Source organism: Saprospiraceae bacterium (assembly GCA_026129545.1).
Lineage (GTDB): Bacteria > Bacteroidota > Bacteroidia > Chitinophagales > Saprospiraceae > M3007.
Map to the genome: position 1 here is coordinate 1,895,428 of JAHCHX010000001.1, position 13,284 is coordinate 1,908,711.

At 51.1% G+C, this 13,284-nt stretch carries 12 protein-coding genes; 3 read left to right on the forward strand and 9 right to left on the reverse strand.

Going from position 1 to position 13,284, the window contains the following annotated elements; genetic code table 11:
- Positions 1 to 79 precede the first annotated feature (79 nt).
- The 9 genes from KIS77_07385 to KIS77_07425 all read right to left on the reverse strand — a co-directional run bounded on the left by KIS77_07385 (position 80) and on the right by KIS77_07425 (position 8,660).
- The gene (locus KIS77_07385; protein ID MCW5922146.1) at positions 80 to 352 is read right to left on the reverse strand and encodes a MoaD/ThiS family protein; all 273 of its coding nucleotides are present in this window, start codon (positions 350 to 352) and stop codon (positions 80 to 82) included.
- Between the two features lie 4 nt (positions 353 to 356).
- A complete protein-coding gene (locus KIS77_07390) occupies positions 357 to 602 on the reverse strand; it encodes a hypothetical protein (GenBank protein MCW5922147.1) in 246 nt (81 codons plus the stop codon).
- Positions 603 to 880: 278 nt separating this feature from the next.
- Complete coding sequence (locus KIS77_07395) at positions 881 to 1,312, reverse strand: M67 family metallopeptidase (GenBank protein ID MCW5922148.1); 432 nt, start codon at positions 1,310 to 1,312, stop codon at positions 881 to 883.
- A gap of 93 nt (positions 1,313 to 1,405) precedes the next feature.
- Positions 1,406 to 2,674 carry a pyridoxal-phosphate dependent enzyme gene (locus KIS77_07400; GenBank protein MCW5922149.1) on the reverse strand — a complete coding sequence of 423 codons (1,269 nt, stop codon included), beginning with the start codon at positions 2,672 to 2,674 and terminating at the stop codon, positions 1,406 to 1,408.
- A 266-nt stretch (positions 2,675 to 2,940) separates the two neighbouring features.
- The gene (locus KIS77_07405) at positions 2,941 to 3,582 is read right to left on the reverse strand and encodes a peroxiredoxin (protein MCW5922150.1); all 642 of its coding nucleotides are present in this window, start codon (positions 3,580 to 3,582) and stop codon (positions 2,941 to 2,943) included.
- Between the two features lie 255 nt (positions 3,583 to 3,837).
- Positions 3,838 to 4,473: a DsbA family oxidoreductase gene (locus tag KIS77_07410; protein ID MCW5922151.1), complete on the reverse strand. Its 636-nt coding sequence runs from the start codon at positions 4,471 to 4,473 to the stop codon at positions 3,838 to 3,840.
- 279 nt (positions 4,474 to 4,752) lie between these two features.
- Positions 4,753 to 5,622, reverse strand: a complete 870-nt coding sequence (locus tag KIS77_07415) for an RNA polymerase sigma factor RpoD/SigA (GenBank protein MCW5922152.1) — start codon at positions 5,620 to 5,622, stop codon at positions 4,753 to 4,755.
- Between the two features lie 301 nt (positions 5,623 to 5,923).
- Positions 5,924 to 7,714: an agmatine deiminase family protein gene (locus tag KIS77_07420; GenBank protein ID MCW5922153.1), complete on the reverse strand. Its 1,791-nt coding sequence runs from the start codon at positions 7,712 to 7,714 to the stop codon at positions 5,924 to 5,926.
- 259 nt (positions 7,715 to 7,973) lie between these two features.
- Positions 7,974 to 8,660 (reverse strand): Crp/Fnr family transcriptional regulator, encoded by a 687-nt coding sequence (locus KIS77_07425; GenBank protein ID MCW5922154.1) that lies wholly within the window; start codon positions 8,658 to 8,660, stop codon positions 7,974 to 7,976.
- 229 nt (positions 8,661 to 8,889) lie between these two features.
- On the opposite strand from KIS77_07425, the gene KIS77_07430 reads away from it, so the two are divergent.
- From KIS77_07430 to KIS77_07440, 3 genes are all read left to right on the forward strand, one after another.
- Positions 8,890 to 9,495 (forward strand): RNA polymerase sigma-70 factor, encoded by a 606-nt coding sequence (locus KIS77_07430; protein MCW5922155.1) that lies wholly within the window; start codon positions 8,890 to 8,892, stop codon positions 9,493 to 9,495.
- Positions 9,496 to 9,562: 67 nt separating this feature from the next.
- The gene (locus KIS77_07435; protein ID MCW5922156.1) at positions 9,563 to 10,564 is read left to right on the forward strand and encodes a FecR domain-containing protein; all 1,002 of its coding nucleotides are present in this window, start codon (positions 9,563 to 9,565) and stop codon (positions 10,562 to 10,564) included.
- A 61-nt stretch (positions 10,565 to 10,625) separates the two neighbouring features.
- Positions 10,626 to 13,280, forward strand: coding sequence for a carboxypeptidase-like regulatory domain-containing protein (locus KIS77_07440; protein ID MCW5922157.1), 2,655 nt, complete (start codon positions 10,626 to 10,628; stop codon positions 13,278 to 13,280).
- The last annotated feature ends 4 nt before the right edge of the window (positions 13,281 to 13,284 follow it).

Below are 13,284 nucleotides of genomic sequence, written 5' to 3' on the forward strand. Positions count from 1 at the left end.
TTTGCTTTTAAAGTTTTGAAAATGAAGAGTGTTGAGGGGTTGAGATGGTCGAAAAATCGGCACTCAACCCCTTAAATTTTTAGCCTCCGGCAATCGCAGGCACGATACTCACGACCGTGCCTGCCTGCAAAGGCGTTTTGCCCTCCTGCAAGTCGCGGATATCGTCCTCACCGATGAAGATGTTGAGAAAAGTGCGAATCTGGCCTCCCTCGTCGAACAGGTGTTTTTTGAGGTCGGGATAATTTGCCGAAAGGTCGAGCAAGGCTTCTTCGACGGTGCCAGCCGAGATGTCCAACTTGGCTGTGTTGTTGGTGAATTTGCGCAAAGGCGTGGGAATGATGACGGTTGCCATAATTTTATTTGCTTGGTTGATAAAAGTTGATGAGGGTTGATGAGGGTTGATGAAGGTTGATGAGGGTTGATGAGGGTTGATGAAGGTTGATGAGGGTTGATGAGGGTTGATGAGGGTTGATGAGGGTTGATAAAGGTTGATGAGGGTTGATGAAGGTTGATGAGGGTTGATGAGGGTTGATAAAGGTTGATGAGGGTTGATGAGGGTTGATGAAGGTTGATGAGGGTTGATAAAGGTTGATGGTCAACATAATAAGAGAGTGTTCAGAAAACTGTGTCATCCCAAGGGAGACGATAAGAAAACACAGAGGCACGAAGGGCACAGAGTTTTGGTTTTCAATAATTTACATTCCCTTAAGCGCGGCGTGTATTGCGTAAAAAGAAAACATCCGGTATGTTTTGACACACTTTTCTGAACACTCTCCATAATAAACCTTTATCAACCTTCATCAACCCTCATCAACCCTCATCAACCTTCATCAACCCTCATCAACCTTCATCAACCCTCATCAACCCTCATCAACCTTTATCAACCCTCATCAACCACTAATTCGTTGATGGTTTCTTCTTCAAATTGCTGGTCGTCGTTCAGCCGCCACGAGCGGGTGTGGTCAATTGCTCCATTCTGCACAGAAACAATAAGATAGGAGAAAAACGGCTGCGCGGCGACGCGGTCGTGTTCGGATGGGATGGCCGGATGGTTTGGGTGCGAATGATAGACGGCCAAGAGCGTTTGGCCTGTTTTTTCGGCATAACGTTCGGCTTTGAGGTAGTCTTTGGGGGCGATTTCAAAGCGGCGGCGCTTGTCGCCTTCTTTGGCGTTGTTGACCACCAAAATATCCGTCAAAACGCGGTCGCCGCCTTCTTCTTTGCCAAACAAAAAGCCGCAGCACTCGTCAGGGAAGGCCTGTATGGCATCGTCCAGCATCATTTGTTCGATGTTCGGTTCGATTTGTAACATAGTCATTGAGAGAAATTTAGGTCATTGGGAGTGATTTTTTAGGTCATACGTTTACTAAACCTCCAAAGGTTTAGTAAACGTGGACAAGTGTTTTTAAAAGAGTTTTTTGATGACTTCGCCGTATTTGTCGGCGTTGTCGGGCAAAATGGTGAAGACCGTCCCGGTCTCCAATTTTTCGGCAACTTTGATAGCGCCAGCCAAATTGGCCGCCGACGAGGGGCTGAGCAACAAGCCTTCGTGTTGTTTGGCGGCTTTGATGATTTCGTAGGCTTCGGTGGTGTCAATTTCGAGAAACTCGTCGGCCAAGTTTTTATCGTAAATGCCCGGCACCACCGCCGTCTCCAAATGTTTCCAGCCTTCCAAACCATGCAAAGCCGAGTCCGGCTGCAATGCGACCAACTGAATATCAGGATTCAACTCTTTCAGCCGTCGGCCAGTGCCAGTGAAAGTCCCGGTTGTACCCAAGCCTGCCACGAAATGTGTGACTTGCGGGAAAGACTCAAAAATTTCCAGTGCCGTTTGCTGGTAGTGTGCCTTCCAGTTGTTGTCGTTTTTGTATTGGTCGGCGTAGAAATAAAGGTCGGGGCGCTCGGTCGCCAGTTCGCGGGCGACTTCCTGTGCGCCGTCGGTTCCTTCAAATTTTGAGGTAAAAATGATTTCTGCGCCCAACGATTGCAGGATGGTTTTGCGCTCCGGCGAGGCATTTTCCGGTAGGCAAAGTGCTACCCGCAAACCCAGTTCTTTGGCGATGGCCGCGTAAGCGATGCCCGTGTTGCCACTCGTCGCATCCAGCAGGATTTTGCCGCGATGCAAGTCGCCGTTTTGCACCGCCGCTCGGATGATATTGAACGCCGCCCGTGCTTTCACGCTGCCGGATAGTTGTTCCCACTCTTTTTTGGCGTAAATCCGAGCGCCTTTTTGGGAAAACAAGCCGCTTATATGGTGAACGGGCGTGTTGCCAATCTTCTGTCCCACTTGCCGCAAGCGGGAAAGCAAATCAATGTCGGCCTGAATTAAGTGTTCGATGTACATTGATAAAAGTTGATGAGGGTTGATGAGGGTTGATGAGGGTTGATGGGGGTTGATGGGGGTTGATGAGGGTCGATGAGGGTTGATGAGGGTTGATGAGGGTTGATGAGGGTTGATGAGGGTTGATGAGGGTCGATGAGGGTTGATGAGGGTTGATGAGGGTTGATGAGGGTTGATGAGGGTCGATGAGGGTCGATGAGGGTTGATGAGGGTTGATGAGGGTTGATGAGGGTTGATGAGGGTTGATGAGGGTTGATGAGGGTTGATGAGGGTTGATGAGGGTTGATGAGGGTTGATGAGGGTTGATGAGGGTTGATGAGGGTTGATAATCAACTTTAAAGGCCCGTATAAACAAAAAAACAAAAGCCCTACGGCTCGATACCGAAGGGCTTTGCGCAATTCTCTTTTTGAACACAGGGTCATGTCTGTACTCCCGTCAGCCCAAAAGTCATCGCAGCCGCTTCGGTATTCCGAGCAGGACAGCAACAACAGCAACAACAAGTGGCCGATAAAAACGAGTGCATGACTATGTTGAGTTTTTTAATGACCTTTTTTAATGACCCTTAATGACCTTTCTTAATGACCCTTAATGACCTTTTTTAATCCTGCAAATCAGGCTGCGGGGTGTAGCGCAAGTAAGGTTTCACGATGTTGACCCCTTTCGGGAATTTTTTGATGGCATCTTCCGTCGAGACGGCTGGCACCACAATCACATCTTCGCCGCGTTGCCAGTCAGCGGGTGTTGCGACGCTGTAATTGGCCGTGAGTTGAAGTGAGTCCAGTACGCGAAGCACCTCGTGGAAATTGCGTCCCGTCGAGGCTGGGTAAGTGATGGTCAATTTCACTTTTTTGTCCGGGCCGATGATAAACAGCGAGCGGACTGTAAAGTTTTCGGAAGAATTTGGGTGAATCATGCCGTAGAGGTCAGCTACTTTGCGGTCGGGGTCGGCGATAATAGGAAAGTTGACGGTTGTGTTTTGGGTCTCGTTGATGTCTTTCACCCAGCCTTCGTGTTTGTCGAGCGGGTCCACGCTCACGGCGAGCACTTTGGTGTTGCGGCGGCGGAACTCCTCTTGGAGATGTGCCGTTTTGCCGAGTTCTGTGGTGCAGACGGGGGTGTAGTCGGCAGGATGGGAGAACAGGATGCCCCAACCGTCGCCGAGGTATTCGTAAAAGTCAACTTCTCCGGCGGTGGTTTGGGCTTTGAAGTTGGGGGCGATGTCGCCAAGTCGTAAACTCATGGTTGATGGTAGATTTAGTTATGGTAGTGGTGAAAAAAATAGCCCTCCGGCATTTAGCGCGCCGGAGGGCTGTCTGATAAAACTTGTTGGGAGAAAATTTATGTCCTGATGAATTTCAACTAACAAGCCATCGTCGCTGCTCCGGCAGGCCGGGGACAACAGCAACAACAAGTGGCGTTTTTAAAAGCGTCAAAATTCATGCGGCAAATCTACGGGCGGGTTTTTCAGAAAAACAAACACCCGACGTGAATTTTTTTACTGCTCTGCAAAAATTTTCTCTAAAGCATTGAGATAGACCTTGCTATCGCGGGCACCAGTCACGGCATATTTTCTGTTGAAAAGAAAAAATGGCACGCCCGTGACGCCTATTTGATGAGCGTCGTCAATATCCTTGTTTACTTCGTCGGCGTACTCGTTGTTGGCGAGTGCCAATTTTACTTCACTTGAGTCGAGGCCTATCTCTGTTCCGATTTGAATCAATGTTTGATGGTCTGCGGTGTTTTTCCCTTCAAGGAAATATGCGGCAAACAATCTTTCTTCCGCTTTGTCTTGCAGGCCGTGCTTTTTGGCCAAGTGCGAGAAGCGGTGTGCATCGAAAGAATTGGCCACCACAGCCTTGTCAAATTGATAGGTCAAGCCCACCGTTTTTGCCATATCCACGACGTACGACATGGCTTCGTCGGTCTTTTCAAGAGACCATCCTTTGCTTTCGGCCAGCGACTGCCTCACGCTTTTGGTAGTGTCAGTCACCAAATCGGGGTCGAGTTGGAAACTTTTCCACACTACCTCGACCTTTTCTCGATGCGGGAATTGTGATAGGGCTTCCTCGAATTTTCTTTTGCCAATGTAGCAAAATGGACACATCACGTCCGACCAGATTTCTACTTTCATTTTTGTTGTTGTGCTTGTTATTAGAAAATTAGTTGTGCTGTCAGGCGCTTGGCATGAGGCATTGGTAGTGGTGACAAAAAGGATAAGTAGAAGCAATAAAATTGCCCTGAGTTCGGAAATAATCATAGATTAAATGGAAAAGGACTCACAGATGGAGATGTCAACGGAACAAGGTTTCGGGGAAAGGGTTGACGTGAGCGAGTAGATTTTTGTAAAAAAAATGCGAGAGCCACTCTACTGGGAGTGACTCTCGCACGAATGGAATATAAGGAGGCGTGATTAAGCGCCCAAGTATGTTTTCAGCAGCTTGCTTCGGCTTGTCGCACGCAACTTGTTGATGGCCTTGTCTTTGATTTGGCGAACCCGCTCGCGGGTGAGGCCAAATTTGTCGCCGATGTCTTCCAGCGACATGGGGTGCTCCACGCCGATACCAAAATATAGTTTGATAACATCGCATTGGCGGTCGGTGAGGGTGCCCAACGAGCGTTCTATCTCGCGGCGGAGCGAGTCGGCATATTCCAGATGCGCGTCGGTGCCGGGCATGGTGTTGTTTTCGAGCACGTCGAGCAGCGAGTTGTCCTCGCCTTCCACGAAGGGGGCATCCATGGAGACGTGGCGAGCGGCCACGCCAAGGGTGGTTTCCACCTCGTCGGTGGTGATTTCGAGCAGTTCGGCAAGCTCTTCGGGGCTGGGTTCGCGCTCGAAGGTTTGTTCCAGTTCGGAAAATGCTTTGTTGATTTTGTTGAGGGAGCCTACTTTGTTGAGCGGCAAACGCACGATGCGGCTTTGCTCTGCCAACGCTTGAAGGATACTTTGACGAATCCACCACACGGCGTAGGAGATGAACTTGAAGCCGCGGGTTTCGTCGAAACGCTGGGCTGCCTTGATGAGACCGAGGTTGCCTTCGTTGATGAGGTCAGAAAGGCTAAGTCCTTGGTTCTGATATTGTTTGGCGACAGAAACGACAAAACGAAGGTTGGCTTTTGTCAATTTTTCGAGAGCTATCTGGTCGCCTTGTTTGATGCGTTTGGCGAGATCTACTTCGTCTTCGGGGGTGAGGAGGTCCACTTTGCCAATTTCTTGCAGATATTTTTCAAGCGACTGGCTTTCACGGTTGGTAATGGACTTCGTAATCTTAAGTTGCCTCATGTGCAGATGCTGTGTTGAATTTTTTCGGCTGCAAAGTTATGATTTTCAACCTGCCGATGTCAAGTTTTTTTCAACTTAGACGTGGGTTGATGTTTTTCGTTGCAAAAATTTTCGGTAAAAGGAATTTGAAACGGCTTTAATTAAATTTTGTTTCGAGCAAGCGTGCCGGGCGTTCTTTGAAATAATATTTTTTGAAGGTTGTTAACACCAGTGGGTTTGGCCAGAGGTGTTTGTGGGGATGCTCGTTTGAGACAGTGAAAAAGTCTTCGCCCACAAACATCTCATAGCCTGTTCAAATGTTCTATTTAACCACCAATTTTTTCAAGATGTTCTGGTTGCCCGTTTGAAGCTGCACGAAATAGGTGCCGGGCATAAAGCGTGCCGCATCTATGAAGTAGTTGGATGGGCCTGCCGGGAACTCTCCGCCAAAAACGTGTTCGACCATCTGGCCTAGTGCGTTGAATACCCAAATGTTGCCCGATGTCTTGGCGGTGGTGGATACGGGTATGACCGTGATGGCCGATGCTGGGTTGGGATAAATGTCGAGAAGTTGTGCCTTTGGGCTTTCTGTGGTGCTGACGGTTTCAGTGGTGCAAAAATGCCAATGTCCTTTGGGTGCTGGCAGGGGGCGTGCGAGTGTTTTGCCATTGTTGGCGGTTCCTTCTATGTAGTAGTACACAGTGCTGCCGTCGGGTTGGAGCGGGATGTAGCCCTTGTGCGTCCAAGTAGTGTCATCAAGCGGGTAGTAGGGCAGGTCGGCGGATTGCCAGGGACCGTCGGGGGTGTTGGCGTAGTAGATTTTCGCCGAGGCGATACCGCTTTTGTGCTGCAAGGTGGCCCATACGGGGTATCCGAGCGGCCAATCGGCGTTGTCCATGCAGGAAGGAAGTTCTTGGTGGACGATGCGCAAAGGGTCGGCCACGCCGACTTCTTTGGTGATGCAGTGTATGGCGCCGAGGGAAGGAATGATGGCGTTGGAGTTGATACCGACAATGTTGTAGCCGGGAAGCGCCCCTTCCCAGATGCGTCTGGCGGTTGTGTCGAATTTTTCCTCGTAAAAAGGAACAATGACGGTTTTGTTGACAAAAACGGCGTTCGCGTAGGTGCGGTAGTTGCCTCCATTGTTCGGGTACAGATTGTTGTGCGGGGGCATGGGGATGCGGACGACTTTGTAGGGAGTGCCAAAAGAAGAGGTAAAATTATTGAGCACATATTGGATATTGGCCTCTATTTGAGGGCCATCGGCCACGCCTGTGGGATATTGACCTACCATGATTGTCTCTTCGTCGAGCAGTTTCATGTGCATATCTATGTGATGAATGGCATCGTATGGGAGCGTGTCCATTTTGATGTAGCGTCTGATTCCCATGAAGTCTTGGATAATGTCGTCAATCTGCGGCTCGGTTTTGGGGCTTACGCCGTATTTGTTGCCAAACTTGTTCTCGTCGAGTATGAGTTCGGAAGAGAAAGCTGTCCCCATGCCATCGGACATAAAATTGCCGCCCGTGTTCACCAAATCGTTTGGTGCAAGTAAGGTTCTGTAAAGCGGCACGTTGAAATAAGGCGCAAGGGTGGTGGACATGGTGTCGTCTCGAGGGCGGGTAGGGCGGTTGTAAATCCAGTCAACAAACAGAAGTGAGTCCACGTCGTTGGCATACACGCAATTGGGACCATAGTCACGTATCCAAATTGAATTATTGGGCACGACAACGAACTCTACGTTGGAGGAAATATCCACGTTGGCTGCCGTCAGCATACTTTGGGCATTTGTGACGGTGCTTTGGCTCCCGCAATTGATGACCACGCGACATTCCTCTCTGGCTGCTCTGACGATTTCGGTCAGTATGCTTAGCCATTGACTGTTGCCGTTCCAAGTGATAAGCAAGGCTTGCAATTCTTCCCACTCTGCCATGGTGCGCACGGGTGCGGAGGGCGGGTCGGTGAATCCGCTTTGCGGCAATTGGCTCGGCGCTTTTAAGTGGGGCAACATGAGTTTTTCCTCTTCGGTGAGGTAGCGCGGCAGATGAGGGGTCGTTTGGGCGGAAAGTTGAGCCGCAAAGAGGAGGGCAAGGAAAGCGTAGAGTAGTTTCATGCTGAAAAGATTTGACCACAAAATTCTGCTTTTTGCGGCACAATTGTCAAGCAACGTTCGAGCCTGTCAAAAATTTGCTTTTCGTCCCCGACGACGGGCGGTTGGACACAAAAAAAGCGGCACGCCATTGCGCACCGCTTGAACAAAACCCATTCTATCGTATGAAGCAAAACTGTTAACCTGAGTTGGCAGACGGTTCATTGGTGAAGATGAGGTGCTATTGTTTGTCCAATTGCCGAGCATCCAAAACCCCGCATAATTAAACGACCAATGGAAGGGCGTTCAAATCGCGGAACAAAATCTTTTTCCGATTGAAATACAGCACGTTGGAGCGTTTGAGTTGATTGAGGACAGCGGTGACCATCTGGCGGCTCGTGCCGGTGAGGTCTGCTATGTCTTGGTGGGTCATGTTGTGTTTTACGAGCGTCTCGAAACCAACTTGTCGCCCTTGTTCCACACCCATTTGATGCAGGTATTCAAGGATGCGGCTTTTTGAGTCTTTCAACACCACCTTTTCCAGTTGTGTTTCGGTGTAGCGGAGGCGTTCTCCAAGGAAATGCAATAGCGACTGAGCAAAGGCGAAGTTGTTTTTCATGATTGCCAGCAATGTGTTTGCATCAAATTCGACGACTTCCACTTGGTCGTCCATCGCGTAGGCAAAGTCGCGGCGCTGGGTTTCGCCTGTCAGGCACGACTCTCCAAAAAGATTGCCACCCCGCACCACATATTTTATGATGTCTTTTTTCTCGGCATGCACAGCCACTTTTACCAACCCTTTCAGCAAAAAATAGACTTTGTTGGCCGCTTGGCCGGGCTTATAGAGCACTTGATGTTTTCCAAAAGAATTAATCGTGGCAGCACGTTGCAAAATCATTCGTTCATCAGAGGAAAGCACCGCGAAAAGCGGGCTGTTCTCCAAAACGGGCAAAGTAACTTTCTTATCCATGTTCAGCAGTTGTGTTTAGTTCGGTCACGTTTCTGCACATTAGGACAACGCCTCTTTCAAAATCCCCTACCTTTTCGGAAAAAATTATTTTTTGTCTGCTATTTTCCAAAAGGTCAAATCAAGCATAAATCTTCTTTTTGACAAACCATGTTCGTTTTTAGCGTAAAATTTTGACAAAAAATTCCGTTTGATACGATTTTGTTTCACCTTTGCCGAATAAAAATTTTTTGTGAGTTCTCAACCCGACATTTTGGAGCAACAATGGCTGGCCGCGCTCCGGGCAGGTGACGAAAGCGCCTTGCGCCGGATTTTCGACCGTTACTACCCCTCTTTGCTCGGCGATATTTACCGAGTGGTGCCGGACGAGAACACCTGCGAAGACCTCGCGCAGGAAGTATTCGTGGAACTTTGGCGCAAGCGAACCGAACTGGACATTCACACCTCTTTAAGAGCTTACCTCCGGCGCTCCGCCGTCAATAGGGCGCTCAACTACCTGAAAAGCAACCGCCGCCTCCTATTTGACCAGTCCGAGCAGTTCGAGCAGGCTGCCGACGAATCCGGCAGTGACATCCGGCGCAAAATGGAACAGGAAAACCTCGAAGATGCGCTGCACGCTGCCATCGAAACTTTGCCGGAAAAATGTCGCGTGGTGTTTTCACTCAGCCGTTTCGAGCAAATGAGCCACCGCGAAATCGCCGAACAACTCGGCATCTCGGTCAAAACCATCGAAAATCAAATTACCAAAGCCATGAAAATTTTGCGCGAGGCGCTCCTACGCCACGCCGAATTGTCGCCCGTTGTCATTTGGGCACTAAAATGCTGGTGGGAGGCGTAGGGGGTAAGCGCCTCCCCGTTGTCTTAATGGTGACTACAACCAAAATCCCTCGAAAAACATCGAATCAATGCAAGCGAACGACGACTATATTCTCCTGCTGAGTAAGCAATTCTCCGGCGACATTTCTCCGGCAGAATCGGACGCGCTGCAATCTTGGCTCGCCCAATCGCCCGAACACGCGCAACTCGCAGCCGAATTGCGCCAAGTTTGGGAAAAAACCGATGCCTTCGGCAAAACATTCTCCCCCAATCTCGATGCATCATTCCAACAAGTGCAGGCCAAAATCAAGGCTGCCGAACGCCCCCGAGCAAGGGTGGTTTCGTTTGGCCAACGCTGGCTCCGCGTGGCTGCGGCGCTGACACTCCTGCTCTCCGCTTTTTGGGCTTATCGCCAGCTTTCAGCCCCCTCAGAATCCCTGAAAATTATTGCCAACCGAGGCGACAAACAATTGGTGCTTCTGCCCGATGGCTCACGGGTGTGGCTGCGTGCCAACGGCCTGTTGGAGTATCCCGCCGAGTTCAGTGGCTCAGAGCGTCATGTAAAACTCTTAGGCGAAGCGTATTTCGAGATAGAACACAATCCCACTCATCCTTTCGTGGTGGATTTGCCCAATGGTGATAGGGTGGAAGTGCTTGGCACCGAGTTTGGCGTTCGAGTATTGCCCGACCAAGGAAGCACGGGTGTTTTCGTGCGCTCCGGCAAGGTCTTGTTTGCCCCCAAAGCAAGACCTCAAGGGGTAGTGCTGACGGCTCACCAAAAAGCGACCTATGTCCAAAACGCCGCGCATATTATTGTGGATAAACACGCTACGCTCAACGAACTGGCATGGCAAAGGGGGGGCTTGGAATTTGTTGGCACCCCGATGGAAAAAGTCATCGCAGATATAGAAGCCCACTACAAAGTAAAAATAAGCCTCCGAAACACTTATATGCGAACTTGCCCGCACACCGCGCTGCACACCACACAGCCGATTGACACCGTGCTGGAAAGCCTCGCCCTAGCCCACCATTTTCGGGTCTCGCGCCCGGCCCCCGGACAGTATGAACTGATGGGCGGTTCCTGCAAGTAAAGTCGAAATCCATTTTTCGGCTCAAGCGCCTTAACTTGCACCGTTTGTTTTTCCAAGCAAGATGGTTGCACAAGTTAAGGCGCTTTTCATTTTTCCTCTTTTGTGCGCGGCGCACTTCGCCGCCGCGCAACAAACACTCCCGCAGACGGTTGACTTCGAATGCGAAAACTGCTTGCCAACCGAGGCGCTCGTCAAACTAAGCCGCCAAACAGGGGTCAATATCGTATTTGGCGACCGTTTTTTCAACCAATGCGAGCGAATGGATATTCGGGAACGCGGCACCCCGTTTTTTACAGTGTTGGAAAAAATCACGGCTTGCGCAAAAGTCTCCTACAAGGCCTCTGACAACCAAGTTGTTTTTTTTCGAAGAATTTCCAAATACACCCTGAGCGGATATGTGCAGGATGCCGAAACCGGCGAACGCCTCATGGGCGCTAGCATCCGAGCCAGCTCGGACAAAGGAGTCGGGTCCGTGAGCAACGAGTTTGGTTTTTTTAGCTTGAGATTGGACGAAGGCGAGCAAAAAATCACGGTCGCCCTCATCGGTTATCGCAGTCAGCCCCTTCACCTGTTGCTCGCGGGCGACCGTTTCGCCACAGTGAAGATGCGCCCGAACATTGCCTTGCCGGAGGTGGTCATCTCAAATCTATCCGGCACCGACAGCCGATTGCAAAGCGTGGAAAGCCAGCAAAACCTTCCCCTCGGCGAAATGCGCCAATTGCCCATGCCCGGCGGCGAGGCCGACCTGCTTCGCTTGGCTGCGCTCCAACCCGGTATCCTGACCGGCGTGGATGGGGTGGGAGGGCTTCATGTGCGCGGGGGCAATGCCGACCAAAACCTCATCCTGCTCGACGACGTGCCCGTTTACAATCCCGGCCATGCGCTGGGACTATTTTCGATTTTCAACCCCGCGACGGTAAGCAACGCACGCATGTGGAAAGGCGATTTTCCGGCACGATACGGAGGGCGAGCGTCGTCAGTGGTGGATGTGCGCACGCGCGACGGCGACCTTCAGCAATATCGCGCGGCGGCATCGGTCGGCTTGTTTGCTTCCTCGCTGACGGCGGAGGGGCCTATCGTGCGCGACCGCAGCGCCTTTTTGGTGTCGGGGCGCATCACCTATTTGGAGCCGTGGATTCGTTTTTTCAGCAAACGGGGCGACTTGGTCAATTTCTCCGGCGACAACGCGGGGTATCGTTTCTATGATTTGAACGCAAAATTGAACTACGTTTTCTCGGAGCGCAATCGCCTCTATTTTAGCGGCTATTTCGGCGGCGACGTTTTTCAGAACGACTTTGAACAACTCATCATTGACCCCGAAGGGCTACAGGCCGACCGCTACCGCTTGAACACTGACTGGGGCAACCACATAGCGGCGCTGCGCTGGAACAACGTGACGAGCAAGAACCTGTTTGTCAATACCACGCTCCGATACAGCCGCTTTACTTACCAAAGCAGGCTGGGGCTTGACTCCAGATTCTATTACGCCAACGGACGAGAAACCGCCTTGGCGGATTACGGCCTTCTTTACCAGACGTTCATCCGAGACTGGTCGGGCAAAACAGATTTCACTTACTACCCCGATGATTTGCTGACGCTGCGCTGGGGCGGTTCATTCACGCTCCACGATTTCCGCCCAGGCGCCATCTCAGCCAACTTTCTGCACCCCGGGCAGTCGCCCATTTCCATTGACTCGCTTGCCAATTTGTTTGACAACAATGAAAAACTCGGTGCCGACGAGGCGGAAGCTTACATTGACGTGGAGCTTCATCCCACAAATAACTGGCGCATAGAAGCTGGCATGAACGCCTCGGCGTTTTCGGTGCGCAACACAAATTACAGGGCGCTGCTGCCGCGTTTTCGGCTCCACCACAGCGGCGCTCGCGGCTGGAGCCAGTGGGTAGGATTTCACCGCATGGCTCAATACCTACATCAAATCGGCTCTTTCAACATTAGTTTGCCTTTTGAGCTGTGGGTGCCATCCACGAGAAAAGTGCCACCAGAGGAAGTGCGACAAATCACGGCCGGTATCGGTTGGCAACACCGCGGCTGGGGCTGGCAGGTAGAAGGCTACTACAAAAATCTCGACAGGGCGCTGACCTTCTTGACCACCAACGACGCATTAGTGACAGGTGGCGCCGAGGACGCGAGCGGTTGGGAAGACCGCATCGCGGTGGGCAGGGGCGAGAGCAAAGGCGTGGAAATCACGCTTGAAAAAACAACGGGCCTCACGACAGGCTCCATCGCCTACACTCTCTCCAACACCACCCGCCAGTTTCCAGAAATCAATTCCGGCAACGTGTTCCCCTTTCGCTACGATAGGCTCCACGACTTGAAAATAACCCTGAATCAACGCCTCGCGCGTTGGCTTGATGCCAGCGTGGTGTGGGCTTTTGCCACGGGCAACCCTATCACATTGGCTGGCGTGAAATACACGCACCAGTCACCCGAAAGCGACATCAAGCGCGAGGTAGTGGTCTTCACAGAAGTCAATGGCTACCGATTGCCCAGCTATCATCGGCTCGACTTGGGCCTCAATGCCCGATTTGCCTCTGGTCGGTTCTCGCATGGCATCAATCTCGGCGTTTACAACGCCTACAATCGCTACAACCCTTTCTACCTTTATGTGGACTCGCGCAGCGGTGTGCAAGGGCGAGCGATTCAGTACACGTTGCTGCCGCTGTTGCCGTCGTTTCGATACGAAATCAAATTTTAATACC